General features: G+C 58.9%; 20 protein-coding genes. 6 read left to right on the top strand and 14 right to left on the bottom strand.

Translation table 11 applies throughout. From position 1 onward, the window contains the following. Positions 1–134 precede the first annotated feature (134 nt). The 7 genes from lpdA to sdhC form a co-directional block, all read right to left on the bottom strand. Positions 135–1,571: a dihydrolipoyl dehydrogenase gene (gene lpdA / locus KW840_RS20035; protein ID WP_007998079.1), complete on the bottom strand. Its 1,437-nt coding sequence runs from the start codon at positions 1,569–1,571 to the stop codon at positions 135–137. Positions 1,572–1,669: 98 nt separating this feature from the next. Next, the gene (gene odhB, locus KW840_RS20030; RefSeq protein ID WP_057715826.1) at positions 1,670–2,890 is read right to left on the bottom strand and encodes a 2-oxoglutarate dehydrogenase complex dihydrolipoyllysine-residue succinyltransferase; all 1,221 of its coding nucleotides are present in this window, start codon (positions 2,888–2,890) and stop codon (positions 1,670–1,672) included. A 42-nt stretch (positions 2,891–2,932) separates the two neighbouring features. Continuing rightward, entirely contained in the window at positions 2,933–5,764 is a 2,832-nt protein-coding gene (locus tag KW840_RS20025; RefSeq protein ID WP_090453893.1) for a 2-oxoglutarate dehydrogenase E1 component, read from the bottom strand. A 253-nt stretch (positions 5,765–6,017) separates the two neighbouring features. Continuing rightward, positions 6,018–6,722, bottom strand: a complete 705-nt coding sequence (locus tag KW840_RS20020; protein WP_008063297.1) for a succinate dehydrogenase iron-sulfur subunit — start codon at positions 6,720–6,722, stop codon at positions 6,018–6,020. An 11-nt stretch (positions 6,723–6,733) separates the two neighbouring features. After that, entirely contained in the window at positions 6,734–8,506 is a 1,773-nt protein-coding gene (gene sdhA, locus KW840_RS20015) for a succinate dehydrogenase flavoprotein subunit (protein ID WP_057715828.1), read from the bottom strand. Positions 8,507–8,509: 3 nt separating this feature from the next. After that, positions 8,510–8,878 (bottom strand): succinate dehydrogenase, hydrophobic membrane anchor protein, encoded by a 369-nt coding sequence (sdhD, locus tag KW840_RS20010; RefSeq protein WP_008049683.1) that lies wholly within the window; start codon positions 8,876–8,878, stop codon positions 8,510–8,512. Then, on the bottom strand, positions 8,872–9,246 hold the full coding sequence (gene sdhC / locus KW840_RS20005; RefSeq protein ID WP_057715829.1) for a succinate dehydrogenase, cytochrome b556 subunit: 375 nt from the start codon (positions 9,244–9,246) through the stop codon (positions 8,872–8,874). The genes sdhD and sdhC overlap by 7 nt, the downstream gene beginning before the upstream one ends. A gap of 364 nt (positions 9,247–9,610) precedes the next feature. On the opposite strand from sdhC, the gene gltA reads away from it, so the two are divergent. After that, positions 9,611–10,900, top strand: coding sequence for a citrate synthase (gene gltA, locus KW840_RS20000; protein ID WP_007977501.1), 1,290 nt, complete (start codon positions 9,611–9,613; stop codon positions 10,898–10,900). Positions 10,901–11,900: 1,000 nt separating this feature from the next. On the opposite strand, the gene KW840_RS19995 is transcribed toward gltA, so the two are convergent. From KW840_RS19995 to KW840_RS19985, 3 genes are all read right to left on the bottom strand, one after another. After that, a complete protein-coding gene (locus tag KW840_RS19995; protein WP_218497154.1) occupies positions 11,901–13,559 on the bottom strand; it encodes a cation acetate symporter in 1,659 nt (552 codons plus the stop codon). Continuing rightward, on the bottom strand, positions 13,556–13,867 hold the full coding sequence (locus tag KW840_RS19990; RefSeq protein ID WP_057715832.1) for a DUF485 domain-containing protein: 312 nt from the start codon (positions 13,865–13,867) through the stop codon (positions 13,556–13,558). Before KW840_RS19990 ends, KW840_RS19995 begins: the two co-directional genes overlap by 4 nt. A gap of 242 nt (positions 13,868–14,109) precedes the next feature. Further along, entirely contained in the window at positions 14,110–14,961 is an 852-nt protein-coding gene (locus tag KW840_RS19985) for a glycine betaine ABC transporter substrate-binding protein (RefSeq protein ID WP_057715833.1), read from the bottom strand. A gap of 287 nt (positions 14,962–15,248) precedes the next feature. Between KW840_RS19985 and KW840_RS19980 the strand changes: the two genes are divergently transcribed. Next, positions 15,249–16,844 (top strand): beta (1-6) glucans synthase, encoded by a 1,596-nt coding sequence (locus tag KW840_RS19980; RefSeq protein WP_218497152.1) that lies wholly within the window; start codon positions 15,249–15,251, stop codon positions 16,842–16,844. A gap of 126 nt (positions 16,845–16,970) precedes the next feature. On the opposite strand, the gene KW840_RS19975 is transcribed toward KW840_RS19980, so the two are convergent. Continuing rightward, positions 16,971–17,339 carry a hypothetical protein gene (locus KW840_RS19975; RefSeq protein WP_057715835.1) on the bottom strand — a complete coding sequence of 123 codons (369 nt, stop codon included), beginning with the start codon at positions 17,337–17,339 and terminating at the stop codon, positions 16,971–16,973. Between the two features lie 225 nt (positions 17,340–17,564). Between KW840_RS19975 and KW840_RS19970 the strand changes: the two genes are divergently transcribed. After that, the gene (locus KW840_RS19970; protein ID WP_057715836.1) at positions 17,565–18,863 is read left to right on the top strand and encodes a serine/threonine protein kinase; all 1,299 of its coding nucleotides are present in this window, start codon (positions 17,565–17,567) and stop codon (positions 18,861–18,863) included. After that, complete coding sequence (locus KW840_RS19965; RefSeq protein WP_057715837.1) at positions 18,856–19,644, top strand: VacJ family lipoprotein; 789 nt, start codon at positions 18,856–18,858, stop codon at positions 19,642–19,644. Before KW840_RS19970 ends, KW840_RS19965 begins: the two co-directional genes overlap by 8 nt. Before the next feature lie 147 nt (positions 19,645–19,791). Here KW840_RS19965 and KW840_RS19960 read toward each other — a convergent pair whose 3' ends face one another. Further along, positions 19,792–20,706, bottom strand: coding sequence for a DUF808 domain-containing protein (locus KW840_RS19960; RefSeq protein WP_057715838.1), 915 nt, complete (start codon positions 20,704–20,706; stop codon positions 19,792–19,794). 134 nt (positions 20,707–20,840) lie between these two features. Between KW840_RS19960 and KW840_RS19955 the strand changes: the two genes are divergently transcribed. Continuing rightward, on the top strand, positions 20,841–21,449 hold the full coding sequence (locus KW840_RS19955; protein ID WP_150814896.1) for a TetR/AcrR family transcriptional regulator: 609 nt from the start codon (positions 20,841–20,843) through the stop codon (positions 21,447–21,449). Positions 21,450–21,560: 111 nt separating this feature from the next. Here KW840_RS19955 and KW840_RS19950 read toward each other — a convergent pair whose 3' ends face one another. Both KW840_RS19950 and KW840_RS19945 read right to left on the bottom strand, forming a co-directional pair. After that, positions 21,561–22,019, bottom strand: coding sequence for a transposase (locus tag KW840_RS19950; protein WP_218497150.1), 459 nt, complete (start codon positions 22,017–22,019; stop codon positions 21,561–21,563). Positions 22,020–22,232: 213 nt separating this feature from the next. Further along, complete coding sequence (locus KW840_RS19945) at positions 22,233–22,673, bottom strand: heme-binding protein (protein WP_218497140.1); 441 nt, start codon at positions 22,671–22,673, stop codon at positions 22,233–22,235. Between the two features lie 268 nt (positions 22,674–22,941). Here KW840_RS19945 and gcl point away from each other — a divergent pair, with 268 nt between their 5' ends. Continuing rightward, positions 22,942–24,717, top strand: coding sequence for a glyoxylate carboligase (gcl, locus tag KW840_RS19940; protein WP_057715848.1), 1,776 nt, complete (start codon positions 22,942–22,944; stop codon positions 24,715–24,717). Positions 24,718–24,753 lie beyond the last annotated feature (36 nt).

Below are 24,753 nucleotides of genomic sequence, written 5' to 3'. Positions count from 1 at the left end.
ACCTGTGACTGCTGCTTGCATAGCCTTTCCGGATACCCGGTGCAGCTATGCAAGACTGCGTCCAGCGGATATTCCGCGGTGAGTCTTGCATGCAAGGCTCACGACGGGCCATTCCGCCGTGGTTTCTTATTGTCTTAACGCTTCTTGCGGTTGGCGATGTGGATGGCGCCGCCATTCACTGCCAAAGCAGCTTCGTGCAAGGCTTCAGACAGGGTCGGATGGGAGAAAACCATCATGCCCAGGTCTTCAGCGCTGGTGCCGAATTCCATACCGATCGCGCCCTGCTGAACCAGTTCCGCAGCGCTCGGGCCAATCACGTGGACGCCCAATACGCGGTCTGTCTTGGCATCTGCGATGACCTTGACGAAACCACCGGTGTCGTTGGCAGCCATGGCACGGCCAGAGGCTGCGAACGGGAAGGTGCCGACGTTAACTTCAACGCCTTCAGCTTTCAAGGCCTGCTCGGTTTTACCGACCCACGCGATTTCCGGGTGAGTATAAATAACCGAAGGGATCAGATCATAGTTCATCTGGGCCTTGTGGCCCTTGATGCGCTCGACAACCATGATGCCCTCTTCCGAGGCCTTGTGCGCCAGCATCATGCCGCGAACCACGTCGCCGATGGCGTAAACGCCCGGTACGGTGGTGGCGCAGTGATCGTCAACGTGCACGAAACCGCGCTCGTCCAGGGTCACGCCGCAGTCGGCAGCCAACAGATCAGTGGTCACCGGACGGCGACCAACGGCTACGATCAGCTTGTCGAAAGTGATGTTCTGTTCGCCCTTGGCATCGGTGTAGTTCACCACGACTTCGTCGCCGTTCACTTTGGAACCGGTGACGCGAGCGCCCAGCTTGATGTCCAGACCCTGTTTGGTCAGGGTTTTCAGCGCTTCCTTGGAAACAGCGGTGTCCGCTGCCATCAGGAAGGTGTCCAGGGCTTCCAGGACAGTCACTTCTGCACCCAGACGCGACCAGACCGAACCCAGTTCCAGACCGATCACGCCAGCGCCGATCACGCCCAGACGCTTGGGTACGGATTGGAATTCCAGAGCGCCAGTCGAATCGACGATCACATTCTGGTCAACCGGAGCTGGTGGAATGTCGATCGGACGCGAACCTGGAGCCAGGATGACGTTTTCGGCTTCGATGATTTCTACCGAGCCATCAGGCTTGGTGACTTCAACTTTCTTGCCGGCCAGAAGCTTGCCGTGACCCTGGATCGAGGTCACACCGTTGGCTTTGAACAGGGTCGCAACGCCGGAGGTCAGGCCTTTGACGATGTTGGCTTTACGGCCGACCATCGCTGGCACGTCCATGGTCACGCCAGCGTGATTGATACCGTGGATCGCGAAACCGTCCTGGGCTTCGTGGAATTTCCACGAGCTGTCCAGCAGGGCCTTGGATGGAATGCAGCCGACGTTCAGGCAGGTACCGCCCAGAGCCAGTTTGCCTTCCTTGTCGGTGTACTTCTCGATGCAGGCAGTCGAAAGACCAAGCTGAGCGGCCTTGATGGCAGCCACATAGCCGCCAGGGCCAGCGCCGATCACTACTACGTCAAATTTCTGCGACATTCAAAAAATCCTCTTTAGCGAAAAGCTTCAAGCCGCGAGCGGCAAGCCAGGCTGCGGGTTTTCCGACAGCCCGGGCTTGCAGCTCATGGCTGCTTCTATCAGATATCCAGCAACAGACGAGCCGGATCTTCCAGCAGGTTCTTGATGGTCACCAGGAAGGTCACAGCTTCTTTGCCATCGATCAGACGGTGATCGTAGGACAGTGCCAGGTACATCATCGGACGGATAACGACCTGGCCGTTGATGGCCATCGGACGCTGGATGATGTTGTGCATGCCCAGGATGGCTGCTTGTGGCGGGTTGACGATCGGGGTCGACATCATCGAACCGAAAGTACCACCGTTGGTGATGGTGAAAGTACCACCGGTCATTTCGTCCATCGACAGTTTGCCGTCGCGGGCTTTCTTGCCGAAGGTGGCGATGCCGCCTTCGATTTCAGCCAGGCTCATCAGTTCGGCGTTACGCAGAACCGGTACAACCAGGCCGCGATCGCTGGAAACTGCAACGCCGACGTCAGCGTAGCCGTGGTAAACGATGTCGCCGCCGTCGATCGACGCGTTGACAGCCGGGAAGCGTTTCAGCGCTTCGGTGGCTGCTTTCACGAAGAACGACATGAAGCCCAGGCGCACGCCGTTGTGGGACTTCTCGAACAGGTCCTTGTACTTCGAACGCAGCGCCATGACTTCGGTCATGTCGACTTCGTTGAAGGTGGTCAGCATCGCCATGTTCGATTGAGCTTCAACCAGACGCTTGGCCACGGTGGCACGTACGCGGGTCATCGGTACGCGCTTCTCGATGCGATCGCCTGCAGCGAATACCGGAGCAGCAGCGGCAGGTGCAGCAGCCTTGGCAGGCGCGGCAGCCGGAGCGGCTTTCTTGGCTTCGACAGCGGCAACCACGTCTTCCTTGGTTACACGACCATCTTTGCCGGTGCCTTTGACGGAAGCCAGGTTGATGCCGTTTTCTTCGGCCAGCTTGCGAGCAGCTGGAGCCGCGATAGCGTCTTCGTCAACGCCGGCAGCTGGAGCAGCGGCAGCAGCGGCCGGAGCAGCAGCGGCAGCCGGAGCGGCAGCAGCAGCGCCGCCTTCAACGATGGAGCCCAGAACTTCGTCGGACAGAACGGTTTCGCCTTCGTTCTTGACGATAGCGCCCAGCACGCCGTCAGCGGTAGCCAGCACTTCCAGCACGACTTTGTCGGTTTCGATGTCGACGATCAGTTCGTCGCGCTTGACCGCGTCGCCCGGTTGTTTGTGCCAGGTGGCAACGGTGCCATCGGCAACCGATTCCGGAAAAGTGGGGGCTTTGATCTCGATAGCCATTGTCTGTGGTTCCTTAAATTCGGTTTCAGGTGCGCGAAGGCGTTAAACAGTAAAGGCGTCTTGCAGCAGTTGTTCCTGCTGTTCGGCGTGCATCGATGCGTAACCGCATGCAGGTGCAGCAGAAGCCTCACGGCCCGCGTACTCGAGTACGAGAGACTTGTTGAGGTTGCTGATGCTGCGACGCATGTGGTGTTGGCTGCAGTACCACGCACCCTGGTTCATCGGCTCTTCCTGACACCAGACGGCATGCTTGACGTTGGTATAAGGAGCCAGGACTTCTTTCAAGTCGTCCTCAGGGAATGGGTACAGCTGCTCGATACGCACGACAGCGATGTCGTCACGACCTTCGGCACGGCGTTTTTCCAGCAGGTCGTAGTAGACCTTGCCGCTACACAGAACAACGCGCTCGACCTTTTTCGGGTCTTGGGCATCGATTTCCGGGATAACGGTCTGGAACGAACCTTCGGCCAGATCTTCCAGCGTCGAGATGGCCAGCTTGTGGCGCAACAGCGACTTCGGAGTCAGGACTACCAGTGGCTTGCGCAGCGGGCGGATCACCTGACGGCGCAGCAAGTGGTAGATCTGAGCCGGCGTCGTCGGCATGCACACCTGAATGTTGTGCTCGGCGCACAACTGCAGGTAACGCTCCAGACGAGCCGAGGAGTGCTCCGGACCCTGACCTTCATAACCGTGCGGCAGCAGCATGGTCAGACCGCACAGGCGGCCCCACTTGTGCTCGCCACTGGTGATGAACTGGTCGATAACTACCTGGGCGCCGTTGGCGAAGTCGCCGAACTGGGCTTCCCAGATAACCAGGGCATTCGGCGTGGTGGTCGAGTAACCGTACTCGAACGCCAATACCGCTTCTTCGGACAGGAACGAGTCGTACAGGTCGAAGCGTGGCTGACCGTCGTACAGGTTCTGCAGCGGGATGTAGGTGCCCGCGTCCTTCTGGTTGTGCAGGACAGCATGGCGGTGCGAGAACGTGCCGCGGCCGATGTCCTGGCCAGTCATGCGAATCGGGTGACCTTCGAACGCCAGGGTCGCGTACGCCATGGTTTCGGCGTAACCCCAGTTGATCGGCAGGCCGCCGGCTTGCATCTTCTGGCGGTCTTCGTAGATCTTGGCAACCTGGCGCTGAACCACGAAGCCTTCCGGGATTTCCAGCAGCTTGGCGGACAGTTCCTGCAAGGTCTTGAGGTCGAAGCGAGTGTCGTGACGCGCGGTCCAGGCGTGGCCCAGATACGGACGCCAGTCCACGAACAACTCTTTGTTCGGCTCTTTGACCAGGCTTTTGACCACGTGCAGACCGTTGTCCAGCGCGTTGCGGTACTCGTCGACTTTCGCCTTGACACGCTCAGCATCCAGCACACCGGCCTGAGTCAGACGATCGGCATACAGCTCACGGGTGGTGCGCTGCTTGGTGATCTGCTGATACATCAGAGGCTGGGTGCCGCTTGGCTCGTCGGCCTCGTTGTGGCCGCGACGACGGTAGCAGACCAGGTCGATCACCACGTCACGCTTGAACTGCATGCGGTAGTCGATGGCCAGCTGGGTCACGAACAATACGGCTTCCGGATCATCACCATTCACATGGAGGATCGGCGCCTGGATCATTTTCGCAACGTCGGTCGCGTACTCGGTGGAACGCGAGTCCAGCGGGTTGCTGATGGTGAAACCGACCTGGTTGTTGATCACGATGTGCACGGTACCGCCGGTCTTGAAACCGCGGGTCTGCGACATCTGGAAGGTTTCCATGACCACGCCTTGACCTGCGAATGCAGCGTCACCGTGGATGGAGATCGGCAGAACCTTCTCACCGGTCGGGTCGTTGCGACGATCCTGACGGGCGCGAACCGAACCCTCGACCACCGGGGAAACGATTTCCAGGTGGGACGGGTTGAACGCCATGGCCAGGTGAACTTCACCGCCGGTGGTCATCACGTTGGACGAGAAGCCCTGGTGGTATTTCACGTCACCGGAACCCAGCTCGACCTTCTTCTTGCCTTCGAACTCGTCGAACAGCTCGCGCGGGTTCTTGCCGAAGGTGTTGACCAGCACGTTCAGACGGCCACGGTGGGCCATGCCGATGACGATTTCCTTGGTGCCGTAGGAACCGGAACGCTGGATCAGCTCGTCGAGCATCGGAATCAGGCTTTCGCCGCCTTCCAGACCGAAACGCTTGGTACCCGGGTATTTGGTGCCCAGGTATTTTTCCAGGCCTTCGCCGGCGGTCACGCGCTCGAGCAGGTGGCTCTTGATGTCGGCGGAGTACGTCGGACGACCGCGCACGCTTTCCAGACGCTGCTGGAACCACTGGCGCTGCTCGGAATCGGTGATGTGCGTGAATTCAGCGCCGATGGTGCGGCAATATGTCTGCTGCAACGCTTCGTGAATTTCGCGTAGGCTCGCTTCCTCTTTGCCGATGAACAGGTCGCCGGCACGGAAGGTCGTATCAAGATCGGCATTGGTCAAGCCGTAATGATTGATCGACAGGTCTGCAGGTGCAGGACGCTGCCACAGCCCCAGCGGGTCAAGCTGGGCTGCCTGGTGGCCACGCATACGGTAGGCCTGGATCAATCGCAGCACTTCAACTTGCTTCTTCTCGTGCTCACTGCTCACGCTGCCGGCGGAAACCGGTTGGGCGCGGCGCTGGTTCTTTGCCAGCAAGACGAAATGATCGCGAATTGTGGAGTGCGAAACATCGGTGGCAGAGTTGCCGTCAGCAGGCAACTTCTGGAAGTAGGTGCGCCACTCTTCTGGCACAGCGTTAGGGTCGTGCAGGTAGAGCTCGTAAAGCTCTTCCACATAGGCAGCGTTACTACCGGATAGGTAGGCGCTGTTCCACATGCGCTGCATCACGCTTTCTTGCATGCTTGGTCACCCTCGGTTAGGGGAACACCATCGATGTCGACACCGAGCAAACTTGCAGAAGTCCGAATGCAGCGACCAAAACAAGCCACTAGGATCACACTGATAGTCCGGGTACCAGCCCGGATGCCCCTGCTTGTCTCATTTCTTCAAAATAAGAGCCGCAGCCTTTTAAGCTGCTGCTCAGGTTAAAACTACGGCGCCGGTTGAAGCCTGCGCCGTAGCATCTACGGGTACAGCGGGTACAGCAGCTGAATCACACGCCGCTTGAGAGCAACATGTTACGGATGTGACCGATGGCCTTAGTCGGGTTCAGGCCTTTCGGACATACGTTGACGCAGTTCATGATCCCGCGGCAGCGGAATACGCTGAACGGGTCATCCAGCGAAGCCAGGCGCTCGGACGTCTTGGTGTCACGGCTGTCTGCCAGGAAGCGGTACGCTTGCAGCAGGGCAGCTGGACCCAGGAACTTGTCCGGGTTCCACCAGAAGGACGGGCAGGAAGTCGAGCAGCAAGCGCACAGGATGCACTCGTACAGACCGTCCAGCTTTTCACGTTCTTCAGGGGACTGCAGGCGCTCGATGGCCGGAGCCGGCGTGTCGTTCTGCAGGTATGGCTTAACCTTTTCGTATTGCTTGTAGAAGATGCTCATATCGACGACCAGGTCACGGATAACCGGCAAACCTGGCAGAGGACGAACGATCAACTTGTTACCTTTTACGACAGCAGACAGCGGCGTGACGCACGCCAGGCCGTTTTTGCCGTTGATGTTCATGCCGTCGGAACCGCAAACACCTTCACGGCAAGAGCGACGATAGGAGAAACCCTCGTCCTGCTCTTTGATCAGGGCCAGCACGTCCAGCACCATCAGGTCTTTACCACCGGTATCAACCTGGAATTCCTGCATGAACGGCGCGGCGTCCTGATCAGGGTTGTAACGATAAACGCTGACTTGCAACATGGCGGCCACCCTTAATAAGTCCGAATCTTAGGTTCAAAAGTCGGAACAGTCTTCGGCGAGAAGTTCACGGCACGCTTGGTCACGCGCTTGTCACCCGGGAAGTAAAGGGTGTGGCACAGCCAGTTTTCGTCGTCACGATCTTCGAAGTCTTCACGGGCGTGAGCACCACGGGACTCTTTACGTACTTCTGCAGCGATGGCGGTGGCTTCGGCCACTTCCAGCAGGTTCTGCAGTTCCAGAGCTTCGATACGTGCAGTGTTGAACGCCTGCGACTTATCGTTGATCTTCACGTTGGCGATGCGCTTGCGCAGGTCAGCCAGCTGGGCAATACCCTTCTGCATGTATTCGCCGGTACGGAATACACCGAAGTAGTTCTGCATGCAGTTTTGCAGCTCGCGACGCAGGGTTGCCACGTCTTCGCCTTCGGTACGCTCGTTCAGGGCGGACAGGCGCGCCAGGGCAGCCTGGATGTCGGCGTCGGTGGCTTCGTCGTATTCGATACCGTCGGTCAGCGCCTTTTCCAGGTGCAGGCCGGCAGCACGGCCGAATACCACCAGGTCGAGCAGCGAGTTGCCGCCCAGACGGTTGGCACCGTGAACCGATACGCAAGCCACTTCACCTACAGCGAACAGACCAGGGATGATCTCGTCCACGCCTTCGGCGTTCTGGGTGATTGCCTGGCCATGAATGTTGGTGGCAACGCCGCCCATCATATAGTGGCAGGTCGGAACAACCGGAACCGGAGCAACAACCGGGTCAACATGCGCAAAAGTCTTCGACAGTTCGCAGATGCCTGGCAGACGGCTGTGCAGCACTTCTTCGCCCAGGTGGTCGAGCTTGAGCATCACGTGGTCGCCGTTCGGACCGCAACCGTTGCCGGCGATGATCTCTTTAACCATCGATCGGGCAACAACGTCACGACCGGCAAGGTCTTTGGCGTTCGGAGCATAACGCTCCATGAAACGCTCGCCGTGCTTGTTGATCAGGTATCCACCTTCACCACGGCAACCTTCTGTAACCAGTACACCAGCGCCGGCGATACCGGTCGGGTGGAACTGCCACATTTCGATGTCTTGTACCGGTACGCCAGCACGCAGCGCCATGCCAACGCCGTCACCGGTGTTGATCAGGGCGTTGGTGGTCGAAGCGTAGATACGACCTGCACCGCCGGTAGCCAGTACGGTGGCCTTGGCGCGGATGTAGGTGGTTTCGCCGGTTTCGATGCAGATGGCGATCACGCCGACGAACTCGCCTTCGCCGTTCTTCACCAGATCGACAGCGTAGTACTCGTTCAGGAACACGGTACCGGCTTTCAGGTTGCCCTGATAAAGGGTGTGCAGCAGAGCGTGACCGGTACGGTCGGACGCAGCGCAAGTACGCGCAGCCTGGCCGCCTTTACCGTAGTCCTTGGACTGACCGCCGAATGGACGCTGGTAGATACGACCTTGCTCGGTACGCGAGAATGGCATACCCATGTGGTCCAGCTCGTAAACGGCAGCCGGGCCTTCCTGACACATGTATTCGATAGCGTCCTGGTCACCGATGTAGTCGGAACCCTTGACGGTATCGTACATGTGCCAGCGCCAGTCATCGTTCGGGTCAGCGGACGCGATCGCGCAGGTGATGCCGCCCTGGGCGGATACAGTGTGCGAACGGGTCGGGAAAACCTTGGTGATCACGGCAGTCTTGTGACCGCCCTGTGCCAGTTGCAGCGCTGCGCGCATGCCGGCACCGCCACCACCAATAATGATGGCGTCGAAAGAAATCGTTGGAATGTTAGCCATGACTCAGATACCCCAGAGAATCTGCACGCCCCAGACGAAGTAAGCGAACATCGCAACGCCGCAGACTGCCTGGAAAAGGAAACGTATAGCGGTCGCGGACTTGCCGAACGCCATTGGCGTCAGGTAGTCGGTCGCGATGGTCCACATGCCGACCCAGGCGTGAGCGCCGAGGGCAACAAGGGCCAGGAGGCTGAAAATACGCATTCCGTTATGGGCGAACAGTTCATGCCACTGGGCGTACTCGAGGCCAGGGTTGGCCACGATGTATCCGATCAGGAAGATGAAGTAAGCCGCGAGAACGACCGCAGACACACGTTGCGCCATCCAGTCATAGAGGCCCGAACGCGACAGGTTCGTGACGTTAGTTACCATATCCAAACTCCTGCCAGAACGATTACCACCACGGAAACGGCGATAACGATTTTCGAGCCCAGCTTGCCGCCTTCCAGCGTCTCACCGATGCCCATGTCCATCATCAAATGGCGCACACCGGCTACCAGGTGATAAAGCAGAGCGGACAGGATGCCCCATGTCACTAGCTTGGCTAGCGGACTGGTCAGACACGCTTTCACCTGACCGAAGCCTTCCTCGGAGCTCAGCGACTTGTCCAATGCGTAAAGCATGATGGCAAGGCACACGAAGAGGATGACACCGGAGATTCGGTGAAGGATGGACGTGTAAGCAGTGACTGGGAGTTTGATGGTCCTTAGGTCTAGGTTTACAGGTCGTTGGCTTTTCACGGCTTTTTTTTCACACTGAAGAGCCCCTAACAATCAGGGCAAAGTTGTTGGGGAGTGCACTGGTCAGGTAACCACCACCCAGGGATGCGACCCCCAATGAAAGCAAGCCCAAAAGCCCTTGGCGGTCGGTGGCCGAGTATAGACAGTTAGGCTACTAATGACAACGCAAACACCTAACCCAAACAGCTGATTGCGCAACTGACATAAAAGGCGTAAATGGCAGCCAATTTCGAGAAAAAAGTCCGGTTAAAGCCTTCTGGAGCAAGACTTTAGGCAAATTGACATTCGAATTTATCTCACTATAGTGGTGCGGGCCCTGCGTGGGGGGTCTGTCTGATGATTTCAAGCATAAATAGGAGGCCACATGGCTGACAAAAAAGCGCAGTTGATCATCGAGGGCGCAGCCCCCGTCGAGCTGCCCATTTTAACCGGCACCGTTGGTCCCGATGTTATCGATGTTCGGGGCCTGACGGCCACGGGCCGTTTCACCTTTGACCCTGGCTTCATGTCGACCGCCTCGTGCGAGTCGAAGATCACCTATATCGACGGCGACAACGGCATTCTGCTGCACCGCGGCTACCCGATCGAACAGCTGGCTGAAAAGTCGGACTATCTGGAAACCTGCTATCTGCTGCTCAACGGCGAACTGCCGACCGCAGAACAGAAGGCCCAGTTCGTCAGCACCGTGAAGAACCACACCATGGTTCACGAGCAGCTGAAGACCTTCTTCAACGGCTTCCGCCGCGACGCCCACCCGATGGCCGTCATGTGCGGCGTAGTCGGCGCCCTCTCGGCGTTCTACCACGACTCCCTGGACATCAATAACCCGCAGCATCGCGAAATCTCCGCGATCCGCCTGGTTGCCAAGATGCCGACCCTGGCCGCGATGGTTTACAAGTACTCCATGGGCCAACCCATGATGTACCCGCGCAACGACCTGTCGTACGCGGAAAACTTCCTGCACATGATGTTCAACACCCCGTGCGAGATCAAACCGATCAGCCCGGTACTCGCCAAGGCCATGGACCGGATCTTCATCCTCCATGCCGACCACGAGCAGAACGCCTCGACGTCCACCGTGCGCCTGGCGGGTTCTTCGGGCGCCAACCCGTTCGCCTGTATCGCCGCCGGTATCGCTGCACTGTGGGGCCCTGCCCACGGCGGTGCGAACGAAGCCGTACTGACCATGCTCGATGAAATCGGCGATGTTTCGAACATCGACAAGTTCATCGCCAAGGCCAAGGACAAGAACGATCCGTTCAAACTGATGGGCTTCGGTCACCGCGTTTACAAAAACCGCGACCCGCGCGCCACGGTCATGAAGCAGACCTGCGACGAAGTATTGAAGGAACTGGGCATCCAGAACGATCCGCAACTCGAACTGGCCATGCGCCTGGAAGAGATCGCCCTGACCGACCCGTACTTCATCGAACGCTCGCTGTACCCGAACGTCGACTTCTACTCGGGGATCATCCTCAAGGCGATCGGCATTCCAACCAGCATGTTCACCGTGATCTTCGCCCTGGCGCGGACCGTCGGCTGGATCTCCCACTGGAAAGAGATGCTCTCCAGCCCGTACAAGATCGGCCGTCCGCGCCAGTTGTACACCGGCTACGAGTCGCGTGACATCACCAAGCTGGAAGACCGCAAGTAAGATCTGTCTTGCTGTAGCGTGTTGAGTTGTACCGGGAACGGCCTCTGCTTTTTATATAAAGAGCAGGAGGCCGTTTTTGTTTGTGCGCTTTGGTCGGGTACGTATCCATTATTTAGGTAACGGCGGCTTATGGTTCCGCTCTTACAGCGGGTCACTTTGAAAAGCGCAAAGTAACCAAACGCTCTTGCCCCTGACATTCGGTGCCTCGCCCAGGCTCGGCATGCCCTCGCTCCGGTCCTGCTCCGTGGGCCCGCCGCCATCGGCCATCCATGGCCGGGGGCGGCTAACCCGGCATCCATGCCGGGTTGCCCACTGCGCAGAACCTGCACTCGGCCTCACGAGGGGGCGTACACCGCAACAGCACCCGAGGCGGCCTACCGGCCGGCCTGGTTGCTGGTTGAGCTCGCTGCAGAATTTCGATCGGCCGACAGGTCGCCATCGCGAGCAAGCTCGCTCCCACAGAAGAGCAGAGCAAAAGCAGGGCCGCGTACCCCCACGCTCTTCACCACTCATCAGGCCGAGCGTTAGCTCGCCTGCAGCTTTTGATCTTGATCCACCCGCCCCCTCGGAAGGCTGAGCGGAGGTGTTTATCCGGGGGATTGGCGCGCAGCGCCGTTCGACGCAGTCGAACTCATCGCATGTAGGTGCCAGCGAAGCCAACCGGAGGGCGATGCCCCCGGATGAATGCCGGAGCGAAGGAACCCCGAGCCCTGGCGAGGGGCCGTACGTTCGGGGCGAGACTTTTTGGTTCCTTTTGTGTCGTTTGACAAAAGGGACTCGCCGTAAGGGCGAAACCATAAGTCGCCGTTACCGAAGGAATGGATATGTACCCCCTCAAAAAACACTCCAACTGACACAAAGTCTTCGCGAGCAGACTCGCTCCTACAGTAAAACGGGCAAATCCAAAAAACCGGGTCGATTACCGCCCAATAAAAAAATGCCCCGATCTCTCGATCGGGGCATTTCTGCTTAACCAACTTACACAAACAATCTCGAAGCCTTAGTGCGAAACCGCCCCACTCGCCCCCAACCCCGTCTGTGAACGAACAAACTGCGGGAAGAACAACGCCCGCTCATTATCCGCAGCAGTCGACTTGTCAGTGATCGAGAAGAACCAGATCCCCACAAACGCAATGATCATCGAGAACAGCGCCGGGTATTCATACGGGAAGATAGCCTTCTCGTGATGCAGGATCTGCACCCAGATGGTTGGCCCGAGGACCATCAGACCTACGGCACTGACCAGACCCAGCCAACCACCAATCATCGCACCACGCGTGGTCAGCTTCTTCCAGTACATGGAAAGCAGCAGCACCGGGAAGTTACAGCTCGCTGCGATGGAGAACGCCAGGCCCACCATGAACGCGATGTTCTGGCTTTCGAACAGAATGCCCAGACCGATCGCCAACACCGCCAGCGCGATGGTGGTGATTTTCGAGACGCGAATCTCGTCCTTCTCGTTGGCCTTGCCCTTCTTGATCACGCTGGCATACAGGTCGTGGGACACCGCCGAAGCACCGGCCAGGGTCAGACCGGCAACCACTGCCAGAATGGTCGCAAACGCTACTGCCGAGATGAAGCCCAGGAAGACACTGCCGCCAACCGCGTTGGCCAGGTGCACCGCCGCCATGTTGTTACCGCCCAGCAAGGCGCCAGCAGCGTCTTTGAAAGCCGGGTTGGTGCTGACCAGCAGGATCGCGCCGAAGCCGATGATGAAGGTCAGAATGTAGAAGTAGCCAATGAAACCGGTTGCGTACAACACGCTCTTGCGAGCTTCCTTTGCGTCACTCACGGTGAAGAAGCGCATCAGGATGTGTGGCAGGCCAGCGGTACCGAACATCAGCGCCAGACCGAGGGAGAACGCCGAGATCGGATCTTTCACCAGGCCGCCAGGGCTCATGATCGCATCAGCTTTCGGGTGGACCTTGATCGCCTCGGAGAACAGCATGTTGAAGTCGAAGTTGACGTGCTTCATCACCATCAGCGCCATGAAGGAAGCGCCGGACAGCAGCAGGACAGCCTTGATGATTTGCACCCAGGTGGTCGCCAGCATGCCGCCGAACAACACGTAAAGGCACATCAGAATACCGACCAGAATCACCGCAACGTGGTAATCGAGACCGAACAGCAGTTGGATCAGCTTGCCGGCACCGACCATTTGCGCGATCAGGTAGAACGCCACCACCACCAGCGAACCGCAAGCGGACAGCGAGCGGATCTGGGTTTGCCCCAGGCGATAGGACGCCACGTCGGCAAAGGTGTATTTGCCCAGGTTACGCAGACGCTCGGCGATCAGGAACAGAATGATCGGCCAGCCCACCAGGAAGCCGATCGAGTAGATCAGGCCGTCGTAGCCAGAGGTGAACACCAGCGCGGAAATACCCAGGAAGGACGCAGCCGACATGTAGTCACCGGCAATCGCCAGACCGTTCTGGAAACCGGTGATCTTGCCGCCAGCGGCGTAGTAGTCGGCTGCCGAATTATTACGCTTGGAAGCCCAGTAGGTGATGCACAGGGTGGCACCGACGAAGGCGACAAACATCACGATCGCGGACACATTAAGCGGTTGCTTCTGCACGGCACCGGTCAGGGCGTCAGCCGCCCAGGCGCCAGGTGCGAAAGCTGCGATGCTCAAAAGAGCCATTAGACGGCGGATCATTGCTGAGCCTCCTTGAGAATCGCATTGTTCAGGTCGTCGAACTCGCCATTGGCGCGTCGTACGTAGATACCGGTCAGGATGAAAGCCGAAATGATCAGCCCGATACCGATCGGTATGCCCCAGGTAATCGAGGACTCAGGGCTGATTTTCGCCCCCAGCACCTGCGGCCCGTAGGCAATCAGAAGGATGAATCCGGAGTAAAGCCCTAGCATGATCGCCGAAAGAATCCAGGCGAATCGTTCCCTCTTGCTAACCAGCTCCTTGAAGCGCGGGCTGTTTTGAATCGAGAGGTAAATGCTGTCGTTCATTGTTTTTATCCTCGCAGCACAGATTTAGTTGGAACGGTATCCACTCTATGCGGCTGCGGGGCAGGTTCCAGACGACCTTAGTCTTAGAACCCCATGACGTATTCGCCAATTTCCAGCATGCACCAAACAACTGTGGGAGCGAGCCTGCTCGCGAAGGCGTCATGCCAGTCGACATTTCAGTCAACTGGCAGAACGCTTCGCGAGCAGGCTCGCTCCCACAGGGTCAAGCGTGTTCTTTGCTATTACTTGGTCCAGTCAGCCACACGCTCAGGGTGTTTGGCGATCCAATCCTTCGCCGCGGCTTCAGGTTTGGCACCATCCTGAATCGCCAACATCACCTGGCCGATTTCATCCTTGGATTCCCACTGGAAGTTCTTCAGGAACTTGGCCACTTCCGGCGCCTTGGCTTCCAGGCCCTTGCTGCCGATGCTGTTCACGGTTTCAGCCGCGCCGTACACGCCTTTCGGGTCTTCGAGGAAGCGCAGTTTCCACTTGGCGAACATCCAGTGCGGTACCCAGCCGGTAACCGCGATGGATTCGTTCTTTTTCTCGGCACGGGTCAGCTCGGCGATCATGCCGGCGCCGGAACTGGCCTTGAGTTGATAACCGGTCAGGTCGTAGTCCTTGATCGCCTGATCGGTCTTGAGCATCACGCCTGAACCGGCGTCGATGCCGACGATGCGGTTCTTGAAGGTGTCGTCGGTCTTGAGGTCGTCAATGGACTTGGCCTTGACGTACTCAGGCACGATCAGGCCGATTTTTGCGTCCTTGAAGTTCGGGCCGTAGTCGACGACCTGATCCTTGTTCTTCGTCCAGTACTCACCGTGGGTCACCGGCAGCCAGGCCGACAGCATGGCGTCGAGTTTGCCGGTGGCCACGCCCTGCCACATGATCCCGGTAGCGACGGCTTGCAGCTTCACGTCATAACCGAGTTTCTGCCTGATCACTTCAGCCGCCACGTTGGTCGTGGCGACACTGTCCGACCAACCGTCGACATAACCGAGCGTCACGTCCTTGCCGGCGGCGCTCGCCACGGCCGAACTGATCGCCAGCACCAAAGCCGCACCTGCGCCCAAGAGTCGTCGCATCTTCATCGTTACTTCCCCGAAAGTGCTGCGCTCGACGGATGCCGAGTCGCTTAAACGTATTGTTATGGTGCACAGCGCCCCCATCACGCCCACCGCAAACTCGTTCGAACATCAGCGGAGTACTGACACTTGCGATAATCAACCTGACGCTCATGGCGACCTGCTCTGCCAGCGACCTCAAGGCATCGAGAAACGACATCAGAAAGCCATTAATCCTCAGCGCAACTGCCCCCCCTGCCAATCCGCTCGAACTTTGCATGTCAAAATCATGCAGGCCACCAAGCACGCGGTAAATGCAGGTAACATGCGCCGCTTTGCTCCCACACGGCCTGACCATGTCCGCGACATCCCGCTTTCCTTTTGCTGCTTATCTATTCGCTTGCCTGCTGGGGCTGTTTGCCCTCGGTGGCTTCTGGTACGGCCTCGGCAAACCGGTGATGTTACCGGACGTCGCCAGCGCGACGCACAAGCTGCAATGCGCCTCCTACACACCGTTCGACAAGGATCAATCGCCGTTCGACCAGCCATTCAAATTGCGTCCGGAGCGCATGGACGCCGACCTCGCACTGCTGGCGACCCGTTTCGAATGCATCCGCACCTATTCCATGACCGGCCTCGAAGCCCTGCCGGACCTGGCGCGCAAGCATGGCTTGAAGCTGATGATCGGTGCCTGGGTCAACAGCAACCCGGTGGACACCGAGAAAGAAGTCGACCTGCTGATCGCCTCGGCCAATGCCAACCCGGACGTGGTGGGCGCAGTGATCGTCGGCAACGAAACCCTGCTGCGCAAGGAAATCACTGGCGCGCAATTGGCGAAGCTGATCAACAAGGTCAAGACCCAGGTCAAACAGCCTGTCACCTACGCCGACGTCTGGGAGTTCTGGCTCAAGCATCCGGAAATTGCCCCCGCCGTGGACTTCCTGACCATTCACTTGCTGCCCTACTGGGAAGATGATCCGTCGAACATCGACGCTGCCCTGCAACATGTGGCCGATGTACGCCAGGTGTTCGGCAACAAATTCGCGCCCAAGGATGTGCTGATCGGCGAAACCGGCTGGCCAAGCGAAGGTCGCCAGCGCGAAACGGCCCTGCCGAGCCGGGTCAACGAAGCCAAGTTCATTCGCGGCTTTGTCGCCATGGCCGAGCAACAGGGTTGGCACTACAACCTGATCGAAGCCTTCGACCAGCCCTGGAAACGCGCCAGTGAAGGTGCGGTCGGTGGATACTGGGGCTTGTTCGACGCCGATCGCCAGGACAAGGGCGTGCTGGCCGGGCCCGTGACAAACGTACCGTACTGGTCGCAGTGGCTGGCGGTGGGCGGCTTGATCTTCATCGGCACCTTGCTGCTCGGTGGTCGGGTCCGCACGACGCGCTCGGCACTGGTGCTGCCCCTGCTCGGTGCCTTGGCTGCGTGTTCGATTGGCGCCTGGGGCGACCTGGCACGGGTGACCACGCGCTTTACCAGTGAATGGCTATGGGTCGGATTGCTGACCGCCCTGAATCTGCTGGTGCTGGCCCATGCCGCGCTGACATTGAGCCCTCGCAACGGTTGGCGCGGGCGGGCTTTCAACCTGCTTGAGCGCCGTGCTGGCTGGCTGGTTGCAACGACAGGTTTCGCGGCAGCCGTGATGATGCTGGAACTGGTGCTCGATCCGCGTTATCGCAGCTTCCCGAGTGTCGCGTTCATCGTGCCGGCACTGGTCTATCTGTGCCGCCCGGTGAACGTGCCGCGCCGCGAGATTGCGTTGCTGACCTTCATCATCGGTGCCGGCATTGCGCCGCAGCTGTACCGTGAAGGTTTGCAGAACCAGCAGGCCTGGGGTTGGGCGCTGGTGAGTGTGTTGATGGTGGCTGCGTTGTGGCGCTGCTTGCGGGTTCGCAAGGTTTAACTCTTTAGCGACCTGACTGACCTCATCGCGAGCAAGCTCGCTCCCACAGTAGATCCTCAGTGCACACAATGTTTGCGTGCGATAAAGATCAAATGTGGGAGCGGGCTTGCTCGCGAAGACGGACTTTTAAGCGCTACGGGAAGCCCTGACCAACCGCAACCCCGCAATCACCACCGCAAACACTGCCAGCGTGGTGTTGTACAACGCCAGTGCCGGAAAACCGAACACCAGCGCCAGCACCGCCAGCCACCAGCCTGCCCGCCCCGGCACGACAAAGCCGATGATCGCCGCACCCAGCGCAGCCCAGCCCAACACCCCGAAATGGATCATCAGCCCCAGGTTCGAACGTACCAGGCATTCCCAACGATTCGCTTCATCCACACAAATGCCAACCCACTGCGCATCCTCCATGAAGCCATAGCGCGCGCCATAACTGGCGGCCAGCCATAAAGGCAGCAAAACAAGCAGCAGAATCACGGGCAAGCGGCGAGACATGAAACACTCCAATTGGCGAAAAGCGGCGGCCAGCTTAATCGCCCTTAAGCGTTTCGCAAGCGATAACAACTGTTAACTGGTCTTTCAATCGCTGCAAAGTGTATCGTCCAGCTACTATTACTTCGAAATTAAGCCTGTTTGGTGCCGAGGGTTGGCACTTTGGCGCAAATCCGGTGGTCATAGCCTGCGAAATTCATTCGGTACCTTCCTCTAAGGGATTTAGTCATGCTCCGTTCCTTGCGCTTCGCTGCCCTGTTCGGCGGCCTTATATTGAGTGCGTCCGCACTGGCGGCCGACATTGACGCCGCCAGCTATGGCTACCCCCTGACCAACCCGTTCGAGGCGACCATCGCGACCACACCGCCGGACCTGCGTCCGGAGTTACCTCTGGACGAAGACATCGATCAGACGGTGCGCAGTGTCACCTTGCGTCCGGAACGGGCGTTCGAATTGCCGAACAACTTCTGGGCGGTCAAGACGCTCGACTACCGCATTGCCACACAGGATCACGCCGCACCGCTGATGTTCCTGATCGCCGGCACCGGCGCGCGCTATGACAGCACCCTGAACGAATACCTGAAAAAGCTCTATTACAAAGCCGGCTACCACGTGGTGCAGTTGTCATCGCCCACCAGCTATGACTTCATGAGTGCCGCCTCACGCTTCGCCACGCCGGGTGTTTCCAAGGAAGACGCCGAAGATCTGTACCGGGTGATGCAGGCCGTACGGGCACAGAATCCGAAAGTGCCGGTCACCGATTACTACCTGACCGGGTACAGCCTGGGTGCACTGGATGCAGCTTTCGTCTCTCACCTGGACGAAACCCGCCGCAGCTTCAACTTCAAGAAAGTCCTGCTGCTCAACCCGCCGGTCAACCTCTACACCTCGATCACCAACCTCGACAAGCTGGTCCAGACCGAGGTCAAGGGCATCAACACCAGCACCACATTCTATGAACTGGTACTGGACAAGCTGACCCGCTACTTCCAGCAAAAGGGCTACATCGACCTCAATGACGCCCTGCTCTACGACTTCCAGCAGTCCAAGCAGCACCTGACCAACGAGCAGATGGCCATGTTGATCGGCACCTCGTTCCGCTTTTCGGCGGCCGACATCGCCTTCACTTCGGACCTGGTCAACCGTCGCGGCCTGATCACCCCACCCAAGTTCCCGATCACCGAGGGCACCAGCCTCACGCCATTCCTCAAGCGTGCGCTGCAATGCGACTTCGACTGCTACATCACCGAACAAGTGATCCCGATGTGGCGCGCCCGCACCGACGGCGGCAGCCTGCTGCAACTGATCGACCAGGTGAGCCTGTATGCACTGAAGGACTACCTGCACGAAAGCCCGAAAATCGCGGTCATGCACAACGCCGATGACGTAATCCTCGGTCCTGGCGACCTGGGCTTCCTGCGCAAGACCTTCGGTGATCGCCTGACCGTTTACCCGTATGGCGGCCACTGCGGCAACATTAACTACCGCGTCAACAGCGACGCCATGCTGGAGTTTTTCCGTGGCTAAATATCTCCTGCTTTTCGCAGCGTTACTCTGTGCAGGCGTCGCCAATGCCGACAACAGCAAAGCCAATGCCCCCGTGGTCGTCGACAGCGATGGCTTCAAGGAGCCGCTGAGCAAACTCAAATTCAACCCGGGCCTGGATCAGCGCGAGTTCGAGCGTTCGACGCTCAACGCGCTGGCCGTCTACGATCCGCTGGAAGAGTGGAACCGGCGCGTCTATCACTTCAACTACCGCTTCGACCAATGGGTGTTCCTGCCGGTGGTCAATGGTTACCGCTACGTTACCCCGAGCTTCCTGCGCACCGGTGTCAGCAACTTCTTCAACAACCTCGGCGACGTGCCGAACCTGATGAACAGCCTGCTGCAACTCAAGGGCCAGCGCTCACTGGAAACCACCGGGCGACTGCTGCTCAACACCACCATCGGCATCGCCGGCCTGTGGGACCCGGCCACCGCCATGGGCCTGCCGCGTCAGAGCGAAGACTTCGGCCAGACTTTAGGCTTCTACGGCGTGCCGGGCGGCGCTTACTTCGTCCTGCCGATCCTCGGTCCGTCGAACCTGCGTGACACCGGCGGCCTGCTGGTGGATTACTCGGCCGAGAATGCGATCAACTTCCTCAACGTGGCCGAAGTCAGCTCCAACCATCCGGAAGTCGTGATCCTGCGCGGCATCGACAAGCGCCACCAGACCGGCTTCCGCTATGGTCAGATGAACTCGCCATTCGAGTACGAGAAAGTGCGTTACGTGTACACCGAAGCGCGCAAGTTGCAGGTTGCCGAGTAAACAAGCCCCCCAAAAAACACTGTGGGAGCGAGCTTGCTCGCGATGAGGCCGTTACATTCAACATTGATGTTGACTGTTACACCGCCATCGTGAGCGAGCTCGCTCCCACAGTTGTTATGTACTGCAGATAAATCCTCTATTCGCGCTTCAGCCTTTCAGGACTTTCCAGATCTTGCCGGCAGCCATCACCCCAACCAACACCACCGCCCCCGCCACAATCCCCGCTACTCCATTGAGCAACGTCGGTACGATAAACCCGGCACCACCCGCCCCCGCGCTGACACTTTCGATCCAGTGATGCACCACCGGCACGCCGTGGGTCAGGATGCCGCCGCCGACCAGGAACATCGCCGCGGTGCCGATCACCGACAGGCTTTTCATCATGTACGGAGCCGCACGCAAAATCCCGCCACCGATGCTCTTGGCCATCTGACCAGGCTTCTGGGTCAGCCATAGCCCCAGATCATCGAGTTTGACGATACCCGCTACCAACCCGTAGACACCGACAGTCATGACGATGGCGATCCCCGACAGCACGACGACTTGCTGGGTCAGCGCCGACTCGGCGACGACGCCGAGGGTGATGGCGATGATTTCGGCCGAGAGAATGAAGTCGGTACGGATCGCGCCCTTGATCTTGTCCTTTTCAAACGCCACCAGATCCACCGCCGGGTCTGCCACAGCTTCGACCAATTCGGCATGTTCAGCCTGATCTTCAGCCTTGCTGTGCAGGAACTTGTGGGCGAGCTTCTCAAACCCTTCAAAGCACAGATAGGCACCGCCGACCATCAACAGCGGTGTGACCAGCCACGGAATGAACGCACTGATCGCCAGCGCCGACGGCACCAGGATCAGTTTATTGATGAACGAACCCTTGGCGACCGCCCAGACCACCGGGATTTCCCGTTCGGCACGCACGCCACTGACTTGCTGGGCGTTGAGCGCCAGGTCGTCACCGAGTACGCCGGCCGTTTTCTTGGCGGCCATTTGGGTCATCAAGGACACGTCATCCAGCACGGTCGCGATGTCGTCGATCAGCACCAGCAAACTGCTTCCTGCCATGAATCAGGTTTCCTTCTGCAATGAATGCGCAGCAGCATAGCGCGACATAAGAGCCTACGGTGCATTCTTGAGCGCCGCGCGAGGCCGGTGATACCATGCGCAACCGCCAGAACAGGCAAGGAATCACCCGGTTTATGAGCACTATCCGCGAGCGCAACAAACAACTGATCCTGCGTGCCGCCAGTGAGGAATTCGCCGACAAAGGCTTCGCTGCGACCAAAACCAGCGACATCGCAGCCAAGGCGGGATTGCCAAAGCCCAACGTCTACTACTACTTCAAGTCCAAGGAAAACCTCTACCGCGAGGTTCTGGAAAGCATCATCGAGCCCATCCTGCAGGCCTCGACACCGTTCAATCCGGACGGCGAGCCCGGTGAAGTGCTCAGCGGCTACATTCGCTCGAAAATCCGCATCTCCCGCGACCTGCCTTTCGCCTCCAAGGTGTTCGCCAGCGAAATCATGCACGGCGCCCCCCACCTGAGCAGCGATCTGGTCGAACAGCTCAATGGCCAGGCCAAACACAACATCGAGTGCATCCAGACCTGGATCGACCGCGGGCAAATCGCCCCCATCGATCCCAACCACCTGATGTTCAGCATCTGGGCCGCGACCCAGACCTACGCCGACTTCGACTGGCAAATCACCGCCATCACCGGCAAGGCCAAGCTGGATGAAGTGGACTATGAAGCGGCGGCGCAGACGATTATCCGGTTGGTACTCAAAGGGTGTGAACCCGAGCGGTAGACCGCAGCGCCGGCTTTCGCGAGCAGGCTCGCTCCCACGGGGGATTGGTGGGCGCTGAAAATCCAGTGTGGGAGCGGGCTTGCTCGCGAATGGCGACAACTCGGTTTTAGATCAAACCCAGATCGCATCCCACAATGGATAGTCGCCAAGCTTCTCGACCAGCCCTGCCCGCAACGGGTTAGCCACAACATATCGAGCCAGCTTTACCAGGTCTTCCTCTTTTCGCAGCGCATGATCATGAAAGCCTTGCTGCCAAAGGCTACCTGTTCTTCCGAGCGCCGAATTGACTGCACGAGTGCTCAGGGATTTCGCCTGACACATCAATTGCGCCAGCGTCCCCTTTTGCAACTGAATCAACCAATGAAAATGATCGGGCATGACCACCCAGGCCAACGACTCGGCAAATCCCTCACTCTGTGCTTGCCTGAACTGATATACAACCAACTTTCCCAAGGTGTAATCCCTGAAAACGGGCTCTCGCTTTAGTGTGTTGGCAGTCAGTAGATAGATGCGATTTCGCTCAGCGTAGCGGCCGATGCGTAGGCGGTGTGATGCTGACAGCTCAGGCATTCCTTGCCCTCTCTCATGTTGAAGGCATGAAAATGCTAGTTCAGCGACTACAGGATAGTGGGGTAGACCTTTAGCTGGATATGTCTGGGAGATCGCCTTCGCGAGCAAGCCCGCTCCCACACTTGATCGCTGACGTTCACAAAATTTGTGTACGCAAAAAATCCAATGTGGGAGCGGGCTTGCTCGCGAAAGCGGTAGTTCAGTCAGCGAAGATCAAGCCGCCACCCCCGCATCCGCCACCAACCCCAACGCCTCGATGGCATTGATCGCGCACTGCTCGTCGACATCCGACAGATCGCCGCTGATCCCCACCGCCCCCAGCACGTTCCCGTCCTGATCGCGAACCAGCACACCACCCGGTGCCGGCACGACGCTGCCCTGCCCCAGGCTGTTCAACGCGGCGATAAACGCCGGGCGTTGCTGGGCGTCCAGCGCCAGCAGGCGCGACCCCTTGCCCAGCGCGATGGCGCCCCAGGCTTTGCCGATGGCGACGTGCGGGCGCAGCAGGCTGGCGCCGTCTTCGCGTTGCAGGGTGATCAGATGCCCGCCGGCATCCAGTACTGCAACGGTCAATGGCGCGGCAGAGATTGCCCGCCCCGCGGTGATGGCCTGATCGACCAGGTTGACTGCGACTTTCAAGGTTAAAGCGCTCATGGTGCCGTCCTCATTTTGTTTTTCGGAAAGTCGGTGGACTGCGCCGTTGTGCCGCAGCCCGATGCAACAAATAGAACACAATGAATTATTTTTTTGTATACAATAATCATCGAAAGGCGCCACATGCGACGAAAGGCCACAGCAGAACGGGCTTCCGACGAATGAAACAAGCGCTTGAGAAAATGGATTGACCTGCGCCGTCCGCCGTGAATACACTCTGCGCAAAGCCACTTGTATACAATTACAAAACGTAAAGAGGCACAAAACCATGAGCAAAATGAGAGCAATCGAAGCCGCCGTTCTGGTGATGCGCCGCGAAGGGGTCGATACCGCTTTTGGCATCCCGGGTGCCGCCATCAACCCGCTGTACTCCGCCCTGCAAAAGGTCGGCGGCATCGATCACGTACTCGCTCGCCACGTTGAAGGCGCCTCGCACATGGCCGAGGGCTACACCCGCACCAAGGCCGGCAACATCGGCGTGTGCATCGGCACTTCCGGCCCTGCCGGTACCGACATGGTCACCGGGCTCTACAGCGCCTCGGCCGACTCGATTCCAATCCTCTGCATCACAGGCCAGGCACCCCGCGCCCGTATGCACAAGGAAGACTTCCAGGCTGTCGATATCACCACCATCGTCAAGCCAGTCACCAAGTGGTCGACCACCGTCATGGAACCGGGCCAGGTGCCTTACGCGTTCCAGAAAGCTTTCTATGAAATGCGCTCCGGCCGTCCGGGCCCGGTGCTGATCGACCTGCCGTTCGACGTGCAGATGGCCGAAATCGAATTCGACATCGACGCCTACCAGCCACTGCCATTGGCCAAGCCGAGCGCTACCCGCGTCCAGGTGGAAAAAGCCCTGGCCATGCTGGATCAGGCCGAGCGCCCATTGCTGGTGGCCGGTGGCGGTATCATCAACGCCGACGCCGCCGACCTGCTGGTGGAGTTCGCCGAACTGACCGGTATTCCAGTGATCCCGACCCTGATGGGCTGGGGCGCCATCCCGGACGATCACCCGTTGATGGTAGGCATGGTTGGCTTGCAGACGTCGCACCGCTACGGCAACGCCACCATGCTCAAGTCCGACGTGGTTCTGGGCGTAGGCAACCGCTGGGCCAACCGTCACACCGGTTCCGTTGACGTGTACACCGAAGGCCGCAAGTTCATTCACGTTGATATCGAACCGACCCAGATCGGCCGCGTGTTCACCCCGGACCTGGGCATCGTTTCCGACGCTGCCGCCGCGCTGACCGTGTTCATCGAAGTCGCTCGCGAATGGCAAGCCGCCGGCAAGCTGAAGAACCGCAGCGCCTGGTTGCAAGACTGCCAGCAGCGTAAAGCCAGCCTGCAGCGCAAGACTCACTTCGACAACGTGCCGGTCAAGCCGCAACGCGTTTACGAAGAAATGAACCAGGTGTTCGGCAAAGACACCTGCTACGTCAGCACCATCGGTCTGTCGCAGATTGCCGGCGCGCAGTTCCTGCACGTCTACAAGCCGCGTCACTGGATCAACTGCGGTCAGGCAGGCCCTCTGGGCTGGACCATTCCGGCAGCACTGGGCGTGGTCAAGGCTGATCCGAACCGTAAAGTCGTGGCCCTGTCGGGGGACTATGACTTCCAGTTCATGATCGAAGAATTGGCAGTGGGCGCGCAGTTCAAGCTGCCGTACATTCATGTGGTGGTAAACAACTCGTACCTGGGTCTGATCCGTCAGGCGCAGCGCGGTTTCGACATGGATTACTGCGTACAGCTGTCGTTCGACAACCTGAACGCGCCGGAACTCAACGGCTACGGTGTGGACCACGTCGCAGTTGCCGAAGGCCTGGGCTGCAAGGCACTGCGTGTGTTCGAACCGGCTCAGATCCAGCCTGCCCTGCGCAAGGCCCAGGAGCTGATCGAAGAGTTCAAGGTTCCAGTGATCGTCGAGATCATCCTGGAGCGCGTGACCAACATTTCCATGGGTACCGAGATCAACGCCGTCAACGAATTCGAAGACCTGGCGCTGGTCGGCGACGATGCACCGACTGCGATTTCGTTGCTTGATTAACTTGTAGGATCGCTCCCACAGGGATCCGGGAACGCT

The organism is Pseudomonas sp. PDM30, from assembly GCF_019218985.1.
Classification (GTDB): domain Bacteria; phylum Pseudomonadota; class Gammaproteobacteria; order Pseudomonadales; family Pseudomonadaceae; genus Aquipseudomonas; species Aquipseudomonas jessenii.
Note: the sequence above shows the minus strand (reverse complement) of the source record. Positions and strands in the feature narration are given on the sequence as shown.